Annotated in this window: 18 protein-coding genes; 6 read left to right on the forward strand and 12 right to left on the reverse strand. The window is 67.7% G+C overall.

Features of this window, described 5'->3' with window-relative positions:
* Positions 1–142 precede the first annotated feature (142 nt).
* From GV790_RS19035 to GV790_RS19055, 5 genes are all read right to left on the reverse strand, one after another.
* On the reverse strand, positions 143–988 hold the full coding sequence (locus tag GV790_RS19035) for an alpha/beta hydrolase (RefSeq protein ID WP_163814683.1): 846 nt from the start codon (positions 986–988) through the stop codon (positions 143–145).
* Positions 989–999: 11 nt separating this feature from the next.
* Complete coding sequence (locus GV790_RS19040) at positions 1,000–1,782, reverse strand: alpha/beta fold hydrolase (RefSeq protein WP_163814684.1); 783 nt, start codon at positions 1,780–1,782, stop codon at positions 1,000–1,002.
* A 14-nt stretch (positions 1,783–1,796) separates the two neighbouring features.
* The gene (locus GV790_RS19045) at positions 1,797–2,759 is read right to left on the reverse strand and encodes an alpha/beta hydrolase (protein WP_163814685.1); all 963 of its coding nucleotides are present in this window, start codon (positions 2,757–2,759) and stop codon (positions 1,797–1,799) included.
* Positions 2,760–2,854: 95 nt separating this feature from the next.
* Positions 2,855–3,868: a GlxA family transcriptional regulator gene (locus GV790_RS19050; RefSeq protein WP_163814686.1), complete on the reverse strand. Its 1,014-nt coding sequence runs from the start codon at positions 3,866–3,868 to the stop codon at positions 2,855–2,857.
* Positions 3,865–4,818 (reverse strand): helix-turn-helix domain-containing protein, encoded by a 954-nt coding sequence (locus GV790_RS19055; protein WP_163814687.1) that lies wholly within the window; start codon positions 4,816–4,818, stop codon positions 3,865–3,867. Before GV790_RS19055 ends, GV790_RS19050 begins: the two co-directional genes overlap by 4 nt.
* A 572-nt stretch (positions 4,819–5,390) precedes the next feature.
* Between GV790_RS19055 and GV790_RS19060 the strand changes: the two genes are divergently transcribed.
* Together GV790_RS19060 and GV790_RS19065 are read left to right on the forward strand one after the other, a co-directional pair.
* A complete protein-coding gene (locus GV790_RS19060; RefSeq protein ID WP_175585945.1) occupies positions 5,391–7,082 on the forward strand; it encodes a hydrogenase maturation protein in 1,692 nt (563 codons plus the stop codon).
* A gap of 211 nt (positions 7,083–7,293) precedes the next feature.
* A complete protein-coding gene (locus GV790_RS19065) occupies positions 7,294–8,082 on the forward strand; it encodes an MHYT domain-containing protein (RefSeq protein WP_178128123.1) in 789 nt (262 codons plus the stop codon).
* A 10-nt stretch (positions 8,083–8,092) separates the two neighbouring features.
* Here GV790_RS19065 and GV790_RS19070 read toward each other — a convergent pair whose 3' ends face one another.
* The 3 genes from GV790_RS19070 to GV790_RS19080 form a co-directional block, all read right to left on the reverse strand.
* Positions 8,093–8,746, reverse strand: coding sequence for a DUF305 domain-containing protein (locus GV790_RS19070; protein ID WP_425343126.1), 654 nt, complete (start codon positions 8,744–8,746; stop codon positions 8,093–8,095).
* Entirely contained in the window at positions 8,743–10,317 is a 1,575-nt protein-coding gene (locus tag GV790_RS19075; protein WP_163814689.1) for an LVIVD repeat-containing protein, read from the reverse strand. The genes GV790_RS19070 and GV790_RS19075 overlap by 4 nt, the downstream gene beginning before the upstream one ends.
* A gap of 323 nt (positions 10,318–10,640) precedes the next feature.
* A complete protein-coding gene (locus GV790_RS19080; protein ID WP_163814728.1) occupies positions 10,641–11,525 on the reverse strand; it encodes a 3-methyladenine DNA glycosylase in 885 nt (294 codons plus the stop codon).
* 174 nt (positions 11,526–11,699) lie between these two features.
* Between GV790_RS19080 and GV790_RS19085 the strand changes: the two genes are divergently transcribed.
* Positions 11,700–12,320 carry a TetR/AcrR family transcriptional regulator gene (locus GV790_RS19085; RefSeq protein ID WP_163814690.1) on the forward strand — a complete coding sequence of 207 codons (621 nt, stop codon included), beginning with the start codon at positions 11,700–11,702 and terminating at the stop codon, positions 12,318–12,320.
* Here the strand turns inward: GV790_RS19085 and GV790_RS19090 are convergent, their stop codons facing one another.
* Both GV790_RS19090 and GV790_RS19095 read right to left on the reverse strand, forming a co-directional pair.
* Positions 12,321–13,313: an NAD(P)H-quinone oxidoreductase gene (locus tag GV790_RS19090; protein WP_163814691.1), complete on the reverse strand. Its 993-nt coding sequence runs from the start codon at positions 13,311–13,313 to the stop codon at positions 12,321–12,323.
* Positions 13,314–13,405: 92 nt separating this feature from the next.
* Positions 13,406–14,659: a PucR family transcriptional regulator gene (locus tag GV790_RS19095; RefSeq protein WP_163814692.1), complete on the reverse strand. Its 1,254-nt coding sequence runs from the start codon at positions 14,657–14,659 to the stop codon at positions 13,406–13,408.
* A 124-nt stretch (positions 14,660–14,783) separates the two neighbouring features.
* Between GV790_RS19095 and GV790_RS19100 the strand changes: the two genes are divergently transcribed.
* Positions 14,784–16,118, forward strand: coding sequence for a YhgE/Pip domain-containing protein (locus tag GV790_RS19100; protein WP_163814693.1), 1,335 nt, complete (start codon positions 14,784–14,786; stop codon positions 16,116–16,118).
* A gap of 105 nt (positions 16,119–16,223) precedes the next feature.
* Here the strand turns inward: GV790_RS19100 and GV790_RS19105 are convergent, their stop codons facing one another.
* On the reverse strand, positions 16,224–17,186 hold the full coding sequence (locus tag GV790_RS19105) for an alpha/beta hydrolase (protein WP_163814694.1): 963 nt from the start codon (positions 17,184–17,186) through the stop codon (positions 16,224–16,226).
* 260 nt (positions 17,187–17,446) lie between these two features.
* A complete protein-coding gene (locus GV790_RS19110) occupies positions 17,447–18,199 on the reverse strand; it encodes a TetR/AcrR family transcriptional regulator (RefSeq protein WP_218586436.1) in 753 nt (250 codons plus the stop codon).
* Between the two features lie 31 nt (positions 18,200–18,230).
* Here GV790_RS19110 and GV790_RS19115 point away from each other — a divergent pair, with 31 nt between their 5' ends.
* Complete coding sequence (locus tag GV790_RS19115; protein ID WP_163814695.1) at positions 18,231–19,325, forward strand: saccharopine dehydrogenase family protein; 1,095 nt, start codon at positions 18,231–18,233, stop codon at positions 19,323–19,325.
* A gap of 126 nt (positions 19,326–19,451) precedes the next feature.
* Positions 19,452–20,369, forward strand: a complete 918-nt coding sequence (locus GV790_RS19120; protein ID WP_163814696.1) for an acetoacetate decarboxylase family protein — start codon at positions 19,452–19,454, stop codon at positions 20,367–20,369.
* The last annotated feature ends 31 nt before the right edge of the window (positions 20,370–20,400 follow it).

Here is a 20,400-nt window from a genome sequence, read left to right on the forward strand (position 1 = left end):
CGTATCGCTACGTAGCAGGCACATGCCGCCTGCCGCACCGCACTCACCGAAGCTGCCGTTGTTCGTCGGAGCCATCCGAGACGGCCTCGGTCCGCGGCGAAAGCCTGGCGAGGTCGTCTCGGACGTGAGCTTCCTTCACTGGTCAGGCGAAGCGGCGGATGAAGGCGAGGCTCGTGTCGGCGACCTCGCGCCAGCCGCTGTCGATGGTGATCGAATGACCACGGCCCGGTATTTCGACGAACTCGGTGATATCGGGGTTGGCCTGCTGTTTGCGGTAGGCCGCCATCGAGATCGCCCGGGGGACGGTGTTGTCCTTTTCTCCCGAGATGATCAGCAACGGACCGCGTTCCGGGTTGCGGGTGTCGACCGTGGTCTCCGACCACGGGTTGAGATTGGCGGCGGCTGCTTGGAACAGGGGAGCGCCGGGGGCGGGTACGGCGAAGGTGTCGAACAGCCGACGCGCCTCGTCCTCGTCGACGGCGTTGGCGAAGCTGAACCGGAACTGCTCGAATGTCAGCGCGACCGCACGGCGGCGGTTCGCGGGGTTGCCGAGCACAGGGGCAGCTGCGCGCAATGAGCTGATGGGCAGCGGCAGGACGCCGCGAAATGGGGCGGCATCGATGGCGACCGACGCGACGGACAGTCCGCGGCCGGCGAGGATCTGGGTGAGCAGACCACCGAAGGAGTGGCCGATGACGGCCGGTTTGCGGGCGAGGCGGCCGATGACGCCGGCATAGTGGTCCGCGACTCGGCCGACGGTTTTACCCGCGAATACCTCGGGATGTTCGCGGGCCGACGCTACGGTCTCCGGATCATCGGGCCAGCCCGGGGCGACCGGCGCGTAGCCGGCGTCGGCGAACACGTCGGCCCAGCGGTGCCAGCTGCCGGCCAGCAGCCAGAGGCCGTGGATGAAGACGACGGGGGTGCGGCCGCTGTCGTTGGCTCGATCGATCTGGTCGAGAGTGTGGCGGTCGATGGTGGGCGACAACGAATTTCCTGTCACTGATCGGCCGCCTCGGCGATGACATCGGCGACGGCGGCGGGTTGGGAGACGAGGCAGGCATGCGATGCGGTGACCTCGCTGGTGCGAGCGCCCATGCGAGCCGCCATGGCACGCTGGGAGGCCGGCGGGATGACGCGGTCCTGTCCTGCGACGAGATACCAGCTGGGTACCGACGCCCAGGCGGGCGGACCCGAGGGTTCGAGGTTGGCGGTGAGTGCGAGGGAACGCTGGTGGGCGATCATGTCCGCGGCGGTCTGCTCGCTGACGTCCTGGGCGAAGACCTCCCGGAAGTAGCGCGGATCGACGTAGGCGTCGACACCGGCGCCTGTGCTCGCCACCGCCAACGCGGGCGGCAGCAAACGGCTTCCGGGGTAGCGGATCGGATCCAGCGCCAGTTGCGTCGGCTCGTTGTGCTGCGGCGCGAACGCCGCGATGTACACCAGCGCGGTGACGTCGGGATCGGAGACGTTGGAGATGACAGCTCCGCCGTAGGAGTGGCCGACGAGAACGATCGGCCCGTCGATGTCGGCGAGGAACCGTTCGATGGCTGCCGCGTCGGAGGCCGGGCCGCGCAGCGGGTTGGCAGGTGTCACCACGTGGCGGCCGTCGGCACGCAGTTCCGCGGCGACGCCGTGCCAACTGGTGTCATCGGCGAAGGCGCCGTGCACCAGCACGATCGTCGGCTCCCGCGGTGCCGCCTGTGCGGGCAGGGCGGTCAGCGCGCTGGCGCAGAGACCGCACAGCGCGGCGAGCGCACCGGTGAATGTCGTTGTTCGCATGAGCTCGTCCTTCTTCAGCCGTGCAGGGCGGCGCGCAGGGTGGCGACGGCCTGGGCGACGGCGGCACGGGCAGCCTGGGTCTGGTGCAGGGAATTGACCATGACGAAGTCATGGACGATCCCGCCGTAGCGGACGGAGGTGACGGGCACACCTGCCGCACGGAGTTTGCCCGCGAAGGCTTCACCTTCATCGCGCAGTACATCGGCTTCCGCGGTGATGACCAGTGCGGGCGGCAGGCCTGCGAGCTGGTCGAGGGTCGCTCGGAGTGGCGAGGCGGTGATCTCGGCTCGCTCGGCGTCGCTGGTCGTGTACTGATCCCAGAACCACCGCATGCCTTCGCGGGTGAGGAAATAGCCGTCGGCGAACTGCTCATAGGAGCCGGTATCGAAGCCGGCATCGGTGACCGGATAGAACAGCACCTGCGCCAGGAAGGACACGTCGCCACGCTCTTTCGCCATCAAGGTCAGGGCGATCGCCATGTTCCCGCCGACCGAATCCCCGGCGATCGCGATCCGCGAGGAGTCCAGTCCCTTGGCCGCACCCTCGGTGGTGACCCACTGTGCGACGCGGTAGGACTGCTCGTTGGCGATCGGGTAGCCCACTTCGGGAGAGCGGTCGTACTCGGGGAAGACCACGGCGGCGTCGGCGCCGACAGCCAGATCACGGACGAGCCGGTCGTGGGTGTGAGCGTCACCGAAAACCCACCCGGCGCCGTGGGTGTAGACGATCACCGGCAAGGGCGCCGAGGCATCGACCGGCTTGACGATGCGCACCGGCACCGAGCCGGTCGGACCGCCGGAGACGGTGACCCACTCCTCGTCGATCGCGGGTTTGTCGATCGCAGAGTCCTGGACCGCGTCCACCGCCTTGCGTCCCTCCTCCGGCGGCAGCTGGTAGAGGTACGGAGGCTCGGACGTGGCGTCGACGAACTCTTGCGCGGCCGGCTCGAGGGGTAGGCCGTGGGGATTTCCTGGCATGGTGACCAATCCTGAGGAGGAGAAACGGTGGGCCTTCAGTCTTCGGCACCACCCCTGCTCCGCGCCCCGCTCGGCGAGCCAAAAATCCCTAGGAATCAGACATGCTCGGGTGCGCGTTGCGCGGTGGTGCGGAAGCGTTGCTGGTACTTCTTCGGCGAAACCCCGAGCCGGGCCACGAACGCCCGCCGCATCACCTCACTGCTGCCGTATCCGGCCAGCGCGGCCGCCTCGGTCACGGTGTATCCGGCGTCGAGTTTGTCCCGGGCGAAAGCGAACCGGACGAAGGCCACGTATTCGGCGGGCGAACTGTCGAGTTCCTCACGGAACAATCTGGTGAGATGCCGCGGACTGACGCGCGCGTGCGCCGCGAGCACCTGCACCGTATAGGGCTGGGCCGGATCGGCGTAAATCAGATCGGCCAGCGCGCGCACCAAGGGACTTCGCGGCGCGGGACCGCTCAGCGCCGCCGAGAATTGCGACTGCCCGCCACCACGCTGCATGTACACCAGCAGGGATTGCGCGACCCTGCGGGCGACCGCCGAGCCGTGATCGTCTTCTACCAGCGCCAGCGCGAGGTCGATTCCGGCGGCGACACCGGCCGAGGAGTACACCGATCCGTCTCGCACGTAGATCGCATCAGGATCCACCCGCACGTCCGGGAACCGCGCCGCGAGCTCACGGGTGAACTTCCAATGGGTGGTCGCGCGCCGCCCGTTCAGCACACCGAGTTCGGCCAGGACGAATGCCCCACTGCACACCGAAGCCAGGCGCCGGGTGCGGCGAGCCATCTGCGCGGTGGCGGCGAGGACCTCGGGTGTGACGAAACGGGCCGGCGGCAGTTCGCTGCCGGGGATCAGCACGGTGTCGAACGGCGCCGCTTCCATCGCGCTGCCCATCACACACACCTGGGTGCCGAGGGACGTCACCACCGGGCAGCCATCGGGCGAAACGGTGACCACGTCATAGCCGGCCAGCGACTGATTGGCCTCGACGAACACTTCGGCGGGCCCGGTGTAGTCGAGCATCTTCACACCATCGAACACCAGGATGCCGATGCGTCGCCGTTGCGCCACCAACGGTGCGGGGGACAGCCGCACGGAGGCGGTCATCGTCGGTCCCGCTGCAGGCCGCGCCACTGCAGCGGCGGCATCCCGTACTCGGCTCGGAAGCGCCGGTTGAAATGGCTCACGTTGATGAACCCGGTGCGCCGGGCCACCTCGGCGACCACCGGCTCGCCACGGGATTCTGTGAGAATCGCTGCCGCTCTTCGTAATCGGCGCCGAATGATCCATTCCGCGATGCCGATCCGGCGGCCCGCGTCCGCCCAGCGTGCATACAGGGTGCGCAACGAGACGCCGTGTGCTTCGGCGATGCCACGCGGAGTGAGCGCCGGATCGTGGAGGTGGGCGTCGATGTACAGGCCGACCCGCACGACCAGGCTGTCGTCCATCGCCGCGCGGCCTCTGCGCTCATCCCGCGCCGTGGTCACCAGTGCCCGCACGAGTTGAACGGTGGCCTGCCCTACCGCCTGCGCCGCTTCGGTGGGCAGCTCGGTGGTGGTGTTGCACAGCTCGGCGAAGTGAGCGCGAACCAGCGGATAGACGGGGCTGGCCGGCAGAAACGGTGCCGCCGCACGGATGACATCGACCGGCACGTCCAGTAGGCCGGGGTCGAAGATCACCACCTTGTTGTCCGACACCGCCGACTGCCGGTACATGTAGGGGCGTGAGGTATCGATCAACGTCACCTGCCCCGGTTCGGTGAGCCCGGCACCCTCGGCGGTGGTGAGCAGACCCGCGCCGCGGACCGGCATGAACATCGCGAACTGTTCCGGCGCGCCCTGCGCGACGTGGCGTGCGCTGCGGACGACACACAGGCCGGTTCCGGTATTGCGCAACACGTGCACGTTCGGCCCGAGATCGACCATCACCATCCGGTGCCTGATCTCACGGTCGACGACGTAGGTCACCGACTGCGGGTTCTCGTGGTCGTTGAACACCGCTTCCAGTGCCGCGGCCCGGTCGGCCGGCGCGATCAGATCGCTGTCGTACACCAACATCTGCCGCAGCCTCTCACCCAGCGCACACTCACTCCGGGAACGCTAGACGACCACGGTCTCGATCGTCAGGCGCTGCCGACCTCGGCGGCACGCTCAGCACAGCCGATCACCAGCGGAATGGCGAAACGACCAGGGCGGCGACCTCGTGCAGTGCACGCAGAGCACACGGTGCCGTAGCGAGCGGCCTGATCTGCCGCTGTGCCGTCCCGGAAGGTGAGCGTGCCCGGTGGTTCTGGTCCGGACCGCCTGTGACGTGAGCGCCGTGATCCTGGCCACAGCTCTCGAGGGTGGGCCGAAGCCGATTCCATCGAGTGGGAACCGGCGTGTGCCACAACTGCCGCCTCCGGATCGGTCGGCGCGTGAGAACCGGGTTCGCGCTGCGTACGGCCCTGCGAAGCTGCGGCGCAGGGACGCCGCTCCGGTCGGCCAGGTCCGCGGCGCCGTGAATTGTGGCGTGCGCCACCGGTACTCGTGGCGCGCCCCGATCGCGCTGCGGCTAGCTTTGACGGCGAATCCGAATACGCTGTGCAGGGAATGAGATGTGCTCATTCCCGCCCGATGGAGGGGAAAACGTGCGCATCCTGCTAGTTGCCAGTGCCTTCAACAGCCTCACCCAGCGCGTGCACGCCGAACTGCGCGCACGCGGCCACAAGGTGGGAGTGGAACTGGCGCTCGGTGACGATCTGCTGCGCGCGCGGGTGGCCCACTTCCGGCCGGAGCTGATCGTGGCGCCCATGCTCACCACCGCGATCCCCGAGGACATCTGGACCGAGCACACCGTGCTGATCGTGCATCCAGGCCCCAAGGGCGACCGCGGTCCGTCCTCGCTGGACTGGGCCATCGCCACCGGCGCCCAGGAGTGGGGTGTGACGGTATTGCAGGCCGTCGCGGAAATGGATGCCGGGCCGATCTGGGCGTCGGTGCCGTTCGAGATGGCAGCATGCGGCAAGAGCGAGCTGTATCGCAACGAGGTGTCCGACGCCGCGGTGGCTGCGGTGCTGCTGGCGGTAGAGAGGTTCGCGGACGGGACGTTCGAGCCCGAACCGCTGGACTACGGACGCCCGGATGTGCGGGGACAGTTGCGGCCGTACCACTCCCAGCAGTACCGCCGCATCGACTGGTCCGCCGATTCCACCGCCGATGTGCTGCGCAAACTGCGTGCCGCCGATTCTCAGCCGGGGGTGCTCGACGATCTGCTCGGCCGTGAATATTTCGTCCACGGCGGGCACAACGAGGACCAACTGCGCGGCGCCCCCGGCGAGCTGATCGCCACCCGCGACGGCGCGATCTGCCGGGCGACGGTGGACGGCGCGGTCTGGCTGCCGCAGCTGCGGCCACGCCGGCTGCCCGGCGGCCCCGCGACGTTCAAACGCCCGGCCGTCGACGCACTGGGCGCCGACCTGCCCGACGTGCCCGAAGTGCCGGTGACGCCGGCCGAGGCGGCGGTCCGCGACACCTGGTCCGAACTGCGCTACCGCGAGGAGGGCGCCGTCGGCTTTCTGGAATTCGCTTACAGCGGCGGTGCGATGAGCACGAGCCAGTGCGAGCGACTGCTGGCCGCCTACCGGCAGGCCTGCGCCCGGCCGACCGCCGTGCTGGTGCTCGGGCCCGCCCGCGACTTCTTCTCCAACGGCATCCACCTCAACGTCATCGAGGCGGCCGCGGATCCGGCGCTGGAGTCGTGGCACAACATCAACGCGATGAACGACGTGGTCGAGGCGATCCTGACCACCACGGACAAGATCGTCATCTCGGCACTGGCTGGCAATGCCGCGGCCGGCGGGGTGATGCTGGCGCTGGCCGCCGACGAGGTGTGGTGCCGGGAATCGGTGGTCCTCAACCCGCACTATCGCCTGATGGGCCTCTACGGCTCGGAGTACTGGACCTACTCGCTGCCGCGCCGCGTCGGTGAATCCGAGGCCGCGCGGCTCACTCGCGAGACGCTGCCGGTGGGTGCCGCGGCGGCCGCCGAGATCGGCCTGGTGGACCGCGTGGCGCCCGGCAGCACGACGGCCTTCCGCGATTGGGTGCGCCGCGAAGCCACGGCGCTGGCCGATTCGCCGGAGCTGGAGGGCCGGTTGGTGGCCAAGAAGCAGCGGCGCGAAGCCGACGAACTCAGCAAACCGCTCGCCGACTACCGCGCCGAGGAGCTGACCGAAATGCGCCGCAACTTCTACGGCGACGGCGAGCCCTACCACCGGCTGCGCCGGGAGTTCGTCTACGGCGTCGTACCCGCCGCTACGCCCGCGTACCTGCTCGGCTGACCGGCTCGCCATCCGGTGGCGCAGTAGAGACACCGATTGGCGACTCCCAGCACATTCGTGGTGAACTTCTCACCTTGAAATCCTCATTTCGGTGGTTCGCACACCTCGTGCACCCGATCGCGGATCGGAAATCGACTAACGCAACATCGGAGTAGACGTGCATCTCGAGCACTTCAGCAATGGGTGGGTAACCCCTGCCCTGGCTTATCTCATGTCCTTCATCGGGTCGGTCCTCGGCCTGCGCTGCGCGGCGCACGCGCGCACAGCGAAGTCGCCGATCGGCTGGTTGGTCGCGGCGGCGGTGGCGCTGGGCGGCGCGGGTATCTGGGTTATGCATTTCACGGCGATGCTCGGGTTCGCCATCGATGGCGTGGACATCCGCTACGACGTGCCGCTGACGCTGTTCAGCGCGGCCATCGCGGTGGTCGTGGTGCTGGTCGGGCTGGCGATCGTGGTGCGCGGGCATCGGGAGGCGGTGGCCCTGCCGTTGGGTGGTGCGATCACCGGTTTCGGAGTCGCGGCGATGCATTATCTGGGCATGGCCGCGATGAACAGCGGCGCGACCATGGAGTACGACGCCGGTCTGGTCGCGCTGTCCATCGCCATCGCGGTCGTCGCCGCCACCGCCGCGTTCTGGTTCATGGTGCATGTGCGCGGCTGGGCCAACACGGTCGGCGCCGCGGTGATCATGGGCCTCGCGGTCTGCGGCATGCACTACACCGGCATGATGGCGATGAGCGCCCACCACGGTGATCACCAGGCGACGCCGGTGGGTATGGCGCCGGTGGATCTGCTGACGCCGCTGATCACGACCGTCGCACTGGTCGTGGTGGGTCTGGTCGTGCTGGTCGGGGTCGCCGAGTTGGACGTCCGCAGTACGGCAGCCGCGGCCGCGTCCCTGGAATCCGACCGGCCCGTCGCCACCACGCTGGCCACCACCGATCCGACGACGCTGGTGAGCAGCGGCCGGCAATGGCCGCGTCAGCCGATCGAGCACTGACTGCCGTCGCTCACGGCAGGGGCCGGGCGTCGCGTTGGCCGAGCAGGGCGGCCATCACCCCGGATTCCTGGGACTGGGCGTGGATCATCGACCGCGCGGTCTCCTTGACCGGTCCGGATTCGATGAGTTGATCGGCCGCCTGCGCCATCGCCACGCCGCCCTGGTGGTGGCGCAGCATGAGTTGCAGGAACAGGATTTCGGCGGCGCGGCCCCGGGCGGCGGACAAGGCATCGAGCTCGGCCATGGTCGCCATCCCGGGCATGGGGTGCCCGGCCGGGGCGTGCGCGCCGGCCGGGCCGGTGTGATGTGCCGGTTCGGCAGCGGCCCGCATCCAGGCCATCGGCTGTGGGGACAGCGGAGACGCGTTCGCCAAGCGCAGCCATCCGAGCATGGTGCCGATCTCCAGTCGCTGGGTGTCGGCCATCTGCTGGGCGAGCCGCGCGACGGCGGGGTCGACGGCCGGATCGAGTCGCTGCACCATGATCAGGGCCTGCTGATGGTGGGCGGTCATGTCCTGGACGAAGCCGATCTCGACCGCGTCGAGCACCGGATCGGCCGGTCGGTCGTCATCGACGAACAGCGGGCGCAGCGCCGCGCCGATGACGAGCAGCAACACCGCGACCGCCGCGTACCCGGCGATCCGCATTCCACGCGGCATGCTCACGATCCGACGATCGAGGACTGGTTCGGCGGCGGCGTGTACACGCCGTTGTTCAGCTCCAGCACCATGAAGCCGTTATCCGAACACGCCACATACAGCTTGTTGCCGCGCCATTCCGGCGGGGAGAAACACCAGTCGGTGGAGACGTCGCCGAAGGCGAGCCGCCCGGTACGCGGTGTGAGCGCGTCCATCGGGTTGAACTGGCCCTCGAGCACCGCGCGTACGGCGTTCGGCGCGCTCATCAACGGCACGCCGATGATGGACGCCAGCGCGTGCGGTGAATTCCACAGCTCGAGGTTGCGTCCGGTGCGGGCCGGGGGATTGAAGTAGGCGATCTCGCGGATATTGTCCGGATCGCGTACGTCGAAGACCCGGATGCCCGAGGAAATCCAGCCGCAGGCGAGCGCGGTCGGGTTCTCCTGCCGGTCGGCGGCGCAGTAGTGGGATTCGTAGGCGAAGGCCGAGCCGCCCATCGAGGAGCCGATATTGCTGTCGATGTGCTGCGGAAGATTGATCTCGAGCTTGAGTTTGGCCGCCACCTTCGGCGCGGTGTCATCGGAGATATCGATCAGCTTGACCCCACCGGATCCGCCCTCGTCGACGGTGTAGAGATACGGCTTGCCGTCGTAGCTGACCGGCACGCTGTGCTGGGTCGCCCAGCCGTCGGTCCAGAACACCCGGCCGATGTGATGGACCTGCGGATTCGGATCGCGCCGCTGCACCGCACTGATGTCGAGCACGGTGAAGCCGCCGAGCGCGGAGATGTACATGCGGTTGCCGTCGGGGCTGATGCCGAAGCCGTGCGCCTCGATGCCGGTGAGGCCCTGCCACACCACATGCGGATTCGACGGATCGGTCAGGTCGACCGCGCTGACGAACCCGGGTGCGATGCCCGAGGCCCAGTAGGTGCGGCCGTCGGGGGAGAACCCGCCCTCATGCGTGGTGATCGGCAGCGGCATGGCCAGATTCGTGCCGGGGCCCGGATTCAGCAGCCGAGGATGCGCGCAGTCGGAGATGTCGTACACCGACAGATAGCCGACGCCGATGCCCACCGGGACACCGGTGCCGACCAGCAGTTTACGTTCCTTGTTGACCTTCAGGCTCTCCCATGTGCCCGCGAGCATCGCCGGCTCGGTCAGGGTGGCCGTCGGCCGCGGATTCGCCGGATCGGAGACGTCGAGCACCTGCACGCCACGACCCTCGCCGAGCAGATTGCCGGGGAAGAACGAGCCCATGTACGCGCAGTGCTCGAAGCTGGTGGAGGTGATACCCGCACCGCGCCCGGCGAACTGGCCCACCATCGACATATTGCAGCGATAGCCCTGGGTGCTGCGCCCGCTGTCGCGATCGGCGGCCGGAACATCGCCCTGGAGGCCGGGTTCGGGCATCGAGCCGGGGCCGCAGTCGGCGCGCGGCACCGAGGTCCGGCCGACGTCGAGGAATTCGCGCACGCCAGTGGCGATATCGGATTGCAGGTCGGCCGACGCGCCCGCGGGCAGCATCATCGTGGCGATCAATGCCGCCGCGGCCAAGGCGAACGGCCTGGCCCGGCGCAGCTTCAACGGACGCCTCATCGCATCCCCCAACTTTCTGTTGTCCGACTCACGTCGGCCCCGCAGCGGGATGGATAGCGTCCCAGACAGCAGGGCCGACGTTACTGACCGGAGTTTAATAAGGGCGCGTCGGGGCGGGAGCGTTTTCGCGGAATTGCCCGCCGCGACCGGCGCTCAGCGCGAAGGCATCGGCTCTGACCAGGTGGAACGTTGTGCTGCATGGAGGGATACGGTGCTGGACGGCGGGACCGAGCCAGGGCCCGTTGATCGACGTCGGTGCTCGGATGTGGTAGTTCCACTGTCTGTGAAACTCGCACAGCGAGCGCCTCGGTCGAGTCGGCTACTCAGTGGGTAGGCGCCGCCGCTGCTGCCTCGAGCAATCGCTCGCACGCCCGCAATAACCGGGCCCGCAACGGGGCGGCCCGCTCCGCGAGCGCGGACTGAGCGCGCGCGTATTCGCTTCGCCCGGCTGCGGTTTCGATGGTGACGGGCTCGTAGCCGTACTCGGTGAGATCGTAAGGACTGGCTCGCATATCGAGTTCTCTTGCAGCGCAAGCGAGTTCGAAGCAATCCGCCAGCAGGTCGGAGTCGATGAGCGGGACGAGTTTGAAACCCCACTTGTACAGGTCCATGTTCGCGTGCAGGCAGCCCGGCTGTTCCCGCAGCGGTTGATCATCGCGGGTGAGCACTTGGTTGTTGCGGCCGAGGGCGTCAGCGGTGAAGAACCGATAGGCGTCGAAATGCGTGCAGCGCAACGACATCGACTCGACCACCGCATCGGTCTCCGCCCGGCCCAGACGCAACGGCACCGCCCCGTGCCGCACCTCATCGGAGCGATACACCATCGCCCATTCGTGCAGCCCGAAACACGACAGCTGCGCCGGCCGCCCTGCCGTCGCCCGCAGCAGCCGAGCCACGAACTCGATGGTGTCACGCCGCTTCGCCAGAAATGCCGGATCGGGCGTCGCGACCATTCCCGAACCCATATCCACCTGGTGATACCCGCGCGCTCCCGCGTATTCGGCAGCCTCCGCTAGGCCCACCCCGAAGCCGGGATGCCACCTTCGCAATTGCGCCGGCTTATGCCCGTAATACGTGAACAGGAAATCGATGACCGGATGCGCCGCGCCCGCCGCCCTGCGCCGCAGGTACGGCCCGACCAGCTCGTCGATGCGTTCCCGATGCGCCCGCGCCCGCTCCCGCCACTCGACCTGCGGCAATACCCGCAGGTCGGGGGAGTGGTCGAGATCGTTGGGCGTACTCACCCGTTCATTTTCCCGCACCCTCCCGTGACGGACGACGCGCCCTCGACCCGCGCCTCGACCGGATTCGGGCACCTCCATACACCGCTATCATCGGGGCAACGATAATATTAGCGCCGTTAACTAGTGCTAGGTGGTGCCATGGCAACGTCGAATACGCCGTACCATCACGGCGACCTTCCTGCCGCGCTGGTTCGGGCTGCGATCGAGCTGCTGGAGGAGAACGGCGAGCTGTCGCTGCGGGCGGCGGCGCGGCGGGCCGGGGTGTCCACGGCGGCGCCGTATCGGCATTTCGCCGATCGGGAGGCGCTGGTGTCGGCGGTGGCCGCGGTGGGGTATCGGGAGCTGGCTGCCGCACTGGCGGCCGCGAACCCGGCGCCGAAGACGGCGGAGGATTTCTCCGACATCGCGATTGCCTATGTTCAGTTCGCGTTGGCCCGCCCTGGCCTGTTCCGGGCCATGTTTTCCGAGCCGTGCGATCCCACAAGTCCCGAGCGCGTGGCGGCCACCGAAGCCATCCACGAATACGTGCGGTCGATCGTGCGTCAGGCGTTTCCGGACGCGGACGTGGAGGCGCTGGCCACCGCCATGTGGTCGATCGTGCATGGGTTGGCGTTTCTGTTCCTGCACGGCAAGTTCGACGCCGACGCGCCGGGGGAGCCCGCCGCCACTGTCAGCGCGGCGGTGCGCTCGGTGCTCGGGCCGGCGGTGCGGCCCCGGTCCCGGCGAACGGCGCGGTCGGCCGTCCGGTCGCATTCTTGATCAGGGTTCGCGCACCGTCAGCAGCACCTTGCCGACCGTCTGCGCCGAATCCAGCAAAGGATGCGCATCGGCGACCTCGGAAATCGGGATCTCCGCCGAAACAACCGGCCGGACAGCACCTTCGGCGATACGCGGCCACAGCTCCCGGCGCAGCGCGGCAATGATCTCGGCCTTGGATCCGGGGCCGCGTTCGGGCCGCCTGCGCAGGTTCGTCACGTGGATGGAACCGCGTTTGCTCAGCAGGATTCCGAGGTTCACCTCGGCGACCGCACCGTCCTGCAACCCGATGATGGTCAGGTCGCCGTCCTCGGCCAGCGCATCCACATTGCGCGCCAGGTAGCCGGCGCCCATGATGTCGAGAATCACGTCGGCGCCGCCGTATTCCTCCGTGACGGCGGAGACGAAATCCTGTTCGCGGTAATTGATCAGCGTGTCCGCGCCGAGGTCGCGGCAGCGGTCGAGCTTGAACTGTGATCCGGCGGTCACCGCGACCCGCGCGCCCAGCGCCTTACCGACCTGGATCGCATGCGTGCCGATCCCGCTGCCGCCGCCGTGGATCAGCAGCGTCTGCCCCTGATGCAGGCCCCCGGCCATAGCCACATTCGACCAGACGGTGGCTGCCGCTTCGGGCAGGGCCGCGGCGGCCGTCAGGCTCACACCGTCGGGCACCGGCAGCACCTGCGTGGCCGGCACGTTCACCCGTTCGGCATAACCCCCACCGGGTAGCAGCGCGCATACGGCATCACCCGGGCCCCATTCGGTGACGCCAGCACCGACCGCGGCCACGATGCCGGAAACCTCGAGGCCGAGGATGTCGCTGGCACCGGGCGGCGGCGGATAGACGCCCCACCGCTGCATGATGTCGGCGCGGTTCACCCCGGCGGCGACCACATCGATCGCCACTTCGCCGGGGCCGGGTGCGGGCAGATCCTCGACCTCCCGCCAGTTCATGACCTCAGGTCCTCCGTAGCCGTTCAGCGTCACCGCGAACATATCGATCCTTCCGATCGGGGTATGTAAACAATGCTTACATTACCCGTGGTGGCGGTGGCGTCAACACGGTGGAGTCGATGATCACATCCGTCTCACCGGCCCGCGGAGCTGCGGTGGCGCGAGGCGGGCTCGCCGCGCCAATGAAGAATCTCCAGTGCGGCAGCCACAGCAAGGATGTTGTCCGACAAGGGTTTCGGCAGAAGTTCATCGGCTCGGGCCAGTCGGCGGATGATGGTGTTGCGGTGGATGAACATGTGTTGCGCAGTGCGTGAGGTGTTGCACAACAGCTGGATGTAGACCCGGAGCACGGTCAGGGTTTCCGGTTCCGCGGTCAGCAGTTCGCCCAGGGTGTCGTGTACGAATTCGTCGGCAAGGGCCGGATCTCTGGTCATCAGGGCGACCACGGCGATGTCGTCGTAGCGGGCCACCTGTTGCGGTGCGGTGAGCCGCGCGAGCAGCTGCTGCGTCGTCGCCGCTTCGAGATGGCTGCGCCGGAACCCGTCGACTCCTCGGCCGGGCCGGCCGATCGCCACGCGGATGCTGCCGAAGGCCGACAACTCCGCGGTGAGTGCCGCGGTATCGAGGACCGTTGCGGTCGGCAGCCACAACCAGAGCGCGTTCGCGCTGGCGATCACCGTCAACCGACCGGGCCCGCCGCTGTGCCGGGTCAGAATCTCGGCGGCGGCATCGAGTTCGCCGGCCGCTGTCGCCGACTCGTCCCACACGATCGCGGCGGTATGCGGGCCGGTGAGGCGGTAGCCCAATTGCGATTCCGCCCGCGCCGGGGTGATGGTTGCCCCTTCGATGAGCAGCGTCGCGGCAGTCAGCCGCTCCGCATGCGTACCGCGAGTCAGTGCGCGACGTTCGGCGTCCATCGCCTCGCCCACCGCATCGACGATGTCGTCGATGAAGGTGTTGGCCGACTGCGCCGAGAGATCGAACAGTTCGGGCAGGTCGGCCGGCTCGGCGGCCAGGGTGAAGCAGGTCTGCATCCAGTGACGCCAGGCCAGGCTCTGGCCGGTGCGGTAGGCGTTGAGCACCGATGTGTCCAAGCCCCTGCGCACCATGTCCCGAGCGCTGGCCAGCAGTTCGGGCGGCACATCGGCGGCGACGCGCCGGCCCGGAGCGTGCATATTGGCGAATGCCCATTGCCGCAGTACCGCGACGTTTCCCCGCTGGACGGCCTCGGCCAGGACGGGGTCTTCGGCGATCGGCCGCAGCGGCCCGCCCCGCAACGTCTCCGCGCGCTCACCGAACCAGGTGGCTGCGGAATCGAACGCGGCCTGCGCGGCGCGCCGCCAGATCTCGGCAACGCGCGGCGACGGATGCGGCCATGACTGCTCCATATGAACACTATGCACCCGGCCCGCCGTCAATCAGGGGCATTGTGTGCTCGATCGTGCGGTGTGTTCGGAGGATCGTTGGTCGCGTTGCGCAGTGCGACCACTCACCCGACCAGGAGCATTCGATATGAGCGACAACTTCGTCACCGACCGCGCATCGGCCTCGGCCGCCGGGGCGCGCTCGATCCGTTTCCGGTGGATCATGCCGGTCGCCGTGGTGACGGTGTTCGCGTCACTGCTGGGCCTGATGTACCTGGCGTACGTCGCGAAACCGGATCAGAACCTGCACGACTACCCGATCGCGGTCGTCAACAAGGATGTCGGCACCGAACTCGGCCCGCCCGGGCATCGGACCCACATCGACTACGGCGCTCGAGTGGTCGACGCCATCACGGCGAACAGCCCCGACGAACGGTTCGACCTGCGTGTGGTCGGCATCAACGAAGCCAACCAGCTGATGCAGGACGGCCAGGTCTACGGTGCTGTGATCATTCCCGGCGATTTCACCCAGCAATTGGTGAACCTCGGCGCCGGGCCGGTGGTGCAGGGTGAGCTGCGGCGGCCGTCGATCACCGTCGAGACCAATCCGCGTCTGGGGCCGTTCAGTACCTCGATCACCACTCGCTTTGCCGACCAGGCGATCGCGTCGGTTAACGCCGCGCTCGGCCCCGAACTCACCGCCCGGGTACAGCAACAACTCGGCGCGGGCGTGCCGATCGGCGCCGCGACACAGTTGATGCTGAACGACTCCGTCGAACGGGTGGTGCAGCCCTACCACGGCATGCCCGAGGGCACCGGCCAGGGGCTGACCGCGTTCTTTGTCGCGCTGACCATCCTGCTGGCAGGGATGACCGGAGCCATGACCGTCCACGCCATCATCGACTCCATGCTGGGCTTCGCGCCCACCGAATACGGCCCCTACTTCAGCCATGCACCCGCCTCGCCGATATCGCGCCTGCGCACCCTGCTGATCAAATGGGGCACGATGGCGGTGGCCGCGGCAGTGAGCTCGGGCGCTCTGATCGCTATCGGTGCGGCTTTGGACGTGCACATCGACCGGCCGTTGGCGCTGTTCCTCTACAGCACCTTCGCGATGACGGCGGTCGGCGTCACCGCGTTGACGATCATGGCGGCTGTGGGTTCGGTGGGCATCCTGGTCAATCTGATCCTGTTCGTCATCCTGGGTATGCCCTCGGCCGGTGGCACCATCCCGGTGGAGGCGACGCCACGATTCTTCGACCGGCTGGCCGACTTCGAACCGCTGCGTCAGGTCTACTTGGCCGTCCGTTCGCTGATGTATTTCGACGGCAGCGCGGCGGCCGGTCTGGACCGCGGATTCTGGATGACCGTCATCGGCCTGGCCATCGGCATCGTGTCCGGTGTGCTGATCACCGCCTTCTACGATCGGAAAGGCCTGACGCGCACCGCGCGACCCGCTGCCCTAGCCGTACAGCCGGCCTGATCACGATCGAACGCCGTTCGGCCTGAACAGTTTCGGCTGTTCAGGCCGAACGACGTGTCGTGCTGGTGAGTATCGGAACTGTCATGAATGCCGGGCCGGACGATCTCAATGCAGCGCGGCGCGCAGCGTGTCCTGTGCCAGTGTGATGGCCGCGGTCGCGGCATGGGTCGAGCGCATCGAGTTGATCATCATGAAATCGTGGATGATCCCGCCGAAGCGCACCTGGGTGACGGGCACACCGGCCGCGCGGAGTTTGGCCGCGTACGCCTCGCCCTCGTCACGCAGGACATCGGCCTCGGCGGTGATCACCAGCGCGGGCGGCAGGCCCGACAGCTGCTCGATCGATGCGCGCAGCGGGGAGGCGTAGATCTCGTCGCGCTGGGCCTCATTCTCGGTGTACTGGTCCCAGAACCACTTCATACCCTCCCGGGCGAGGAAATAGTGCTCGGCGAACTGGTGATAGGAATCGGTGTCGAAATCGGCGTTGGTCACCGGGTACAGCAGCACCTGCTGGGTGACGCGGACATCGCCGCGATCCTTGGCCATCAGCGTGAATACGGCGGACATATTGCCGCCGACGGAATCACCGGCGACGGCGAAACGTGATGCGTCGAGCCCCTTTTCGGCACCGTGGGCGACCACCCACTGAGCAGCGGCGTAATTCTGTTCAATGGCCGTCGGGTATTTCGCCTCCGGCGACAGCGTGTATTCGGGGAAGACCGCAGCGGCTCCGGCGCCGACGGCGAGTTCACGCACGAGGCGGTCATGGGTATGCGCATTGCCGAAAACCCAACCCGCACCGTGGATATAGAAGACGACGGGCAGCGTTCCGGTGGCGCCCGCCGGTTTCACGATGCGCACGGGAACCGACCCGGTCGGCCCGCCCTCGACGGTGATCCACTCTTCGTCGACCGCGGGTTTGTCGATGTCACCGGACTGGACTTCGTCCACGGCCTTCCGGCCTTCTTCCGGTGGTAGCTGATACAAGAACGGCGGTGAATCGGTGGCCTTGCAGAATTCGGCGGCCTCGGGTTCGAGGACCGGCTTGGTGTGCTGGTTCGTTGCCATGGACACTTGCTCCCATCATGAGAAGGTGTGCGGTGTCGGGATCAGGCTAGTCCTGCGATGTTAACGGTGGCAACACTTTGGTGGAAATCGTTGTGCTCGAACGATTTCGGACTATCGATCGATACTGGGTACAGATCGCGAGTCTTGATGGATGGGTTATGGGCGCCAAGCGGTGATTTGCTGGCGCAGGCTCGTGTGGAACGTCATTCCCAAGTGGTCGGTAGGTTACTTCGGCTCACCGCGCGCTATCGATCGCTGGCTCACCGGTGTGGCTCGAGAAGGGTGGCGATGAGCCGCTGCGCGGATTCGACCGCGTGCTCGGCATCGCCGTCCGCCAGGCCGAGCAGCGGATCCAGCCCGCGGATATGCGGTGCCAGCGCGATATGTGGCAGCGTTACCAGCAAGATCGACAGCAAGGCCTCGGTGTCGGCATCGCGGGACAGCTGCCCGGTGGCGACCGCGCGCTCGATCAGCGGGCGCAGTACCGCCAGGTAGTCGTCATTGACGACCTCCCGCACCGCGGTCCGGGCGACGGGATCGTGCTCGAGGTTGGCGGCCGCGGTCATCGCGCGTTCCAGCGGATGGTCGTAGAAGTAGCGCACCCACGCCGCGGTCAGTTCTCGTAACGCACCGAAAAAGTCTGCGTCCCAGTCGAGTTCGCGCGCAGCCGATTCTATCGCGGTGCGAATCCGGTGGCTGGACCGTTGCGCGAGATGGACATACATGTCCGCCTTGTCTGTGAAGTACTGGAAAAGGCTGCCTTTGGCGACCCCGGCCGCGCGCGCGATGGTGTTCAGGCTGCCGCCGCTGAAGCCGCGCGCGGCGAACTCGGCCTCCGCCGCCGCGATCACTGCCGCACGGCGTTGTTCGGGCAGGCGCTGCCAGGTTCCCGTCGGCACGTACCGGCCTCCTGTTCGGACGACGATTGACATCGGATGGCACCGATCGTACAGTGACCACCAGTCATATGACCAGTGGTCATCTCTGTGGTGCCCCGTCTGCGCGCCGCCCACCGGTCACCATCTTCCGAAGGGAATCCTGTCGATGTCCGGACGTATCGTGCTACTCGGAGCCACCGGCTACACCGGCGGAATCGTCCTCGACGCCCTGCTGGGGCGCGGGCTGGAACCGATCCTGGCCGGACGTAACCGTGACGCCCTCGCGGCGCTGGCCGAACGCGGCGGCGGACTCGACTACCGGCTCGCCGACGTGACCGATCCCGCGAGCATCGCGAATCTGGTGGAACGCGGCGATGTGCTCATCAGCACCGTCGGGCCGTTCGAACGCTATGGGCATCCGGTCGCCCGCGCCGCCGCCGACACCGGGGCGCATTACATCGATTCGACCGGCGAGGTGGGATTCGTCGCCGCGTTGCGTCGCACGCTGCACGATCGTGCCCGCGAGACCGGAGCGGTGATGGTGCCCGCGTTCGGCTACGACTATGTGCCCGGCTTCCTGGCCGCGACACTCGCCGCACGGCAGGTCGGCGAACCGGTGCGGTCGATCGATATCGGTTATTTCGCCACCGGCCCGCTGGGCAAGGGGCTGAGTCAAGGCACCCGCACGACCATGCGCGACGGTCTCACTCTGCCGTCGCCGCGCTGGTCCGGCGGCCGGCTCGTCGATGCGCGCACTGGGTCGAAGATCCGTGCCTTCGAAGTCCGTGGACGCCGCAAGAACGCCACGCTCGTCTCGGGCACCGAGGTGCTGTTCCTGCCGCAGGATCTGCCATCGCTCGAATCCGTCACTGTCTACAACGGCTGGTTCCCGGCGCTGAGCCGCCCGATGGTGGTGATGTCGGCGGTGACGTCGGCGCTGAACCGAATTGCGCTCGGCCGCACGTTGATCGACGTCGCTACTCGGCCCATGATCGGTCCCGTCGGTGGCCCAGGCGCTACCGAACGGGCACGCACCCGCTCGCATGTCGTCGCGGTCGCCGCGGCCGCGTCGGGGCGGACGTCCGAAGTGCACGTCGAAGGTCTCAGTGCCTATAGCTTGACCGGTGAGCTCATGGCCTGGGCGGCGCAGCGGCTCGCGTCGGCTCCTGCCCGTACCGCCGGGGTCGTGGGGCCGGTCGAGGCCTTCGGTTTCGAGGAGCTTGCCGCGGGTTGCGCCGAGGTCGGTCTCGTTCCCGTGTAGCCGTTTGCGGGGCCTGTTCGCTCGCTGTGTAAAGGCGCAGTCGCACCCTAATGTTGACGCCGATAACATGGCTGGTTAACATGAATGTAAGCGATGAATACATTTCGATTCGAGGGAGCTTTGCCGATGTCACCGACCCGTCAGGACACCGTCGAGGTCGACCTGGGTGGCCGCACCGTCGCGGTACCGAAAGGCGGCCTCTACGACCGGTTCCGGATGAACACCGATCTCGATGAGGTGGCAAGGGACCCGCGCGTGCGCAGCGTCGACTTTTTCCGGAACCTCCGCAAGACCACGGTCGATTCGCCGATCGGGGAGACCCTCACACCGAACTTCTACTACCGGATTTCCACGGCCCGGCTCACCATGCTGGCCCGGACCCGGGCGATCCGTGATCGCCTGCCGCGTGAGCTGGCGCCGCTGCAGGTCGCACCCGGCGTCGGGTTGATCTCGGTGATGTTCTTCCGCTACGACGTCTGCGATATCGACTTCTACACCGAGGCCGCCGTGGGCGTCGCCGTTCGCCCCGCGCGGCACGGCGGGCCCGGGTTCTTCGACCTGGCAACGGGTCTGGCGAACGATCATCTGCATTCCTATGTGCTGTCGCTGCCGGTGAGCTCCGATATCGCGCAGGTCCGCGGCCACGACGGCTACGGTTTCCCGAAGTGGGTCACCGAGCTCGATGTCGAGATCGGCGAGGAGCGCACCACCGCACGCGTCGCCAACGACACCGGCGGCCTGGACGTGGCGCTCTCGGTGCCCACCCCCGCGCAGACCGGATACGGCTCCGGCGAGCGCGTCTCGAGCCTCACCTCGTACACCTCGATCGACGGCGTATGGCATGCCACTCTGAGCCAGACCAATGTGCTGTCGACGGGTACGGCGAGCCTGCCGCGCGATATCGATCTCCGCATCGGGCAGGGCCGGATGGCCGACGATCTGCGTTCGCTTCGGCCCATCAAGACCATTCGCCTCGATGTCACCACCGAAGGCCAGCTCGCCCTGCACATGCCGGTCCCGACCTCGGTCCCGGCCCGGAGCTGACGTACCGAGCCGAATCCATCCGCCATCCGCT

The organism is Nocardia cyriacigeorgica (assembly GCF_010858045.1).
GTDB classification, from domain to species: Bacteria; Actinomycetota; Actinomycetes; order Mycobacteriales; family Mycobacteriaceae; genus Nocardia; species Nocardia cyriacigeorgica_E.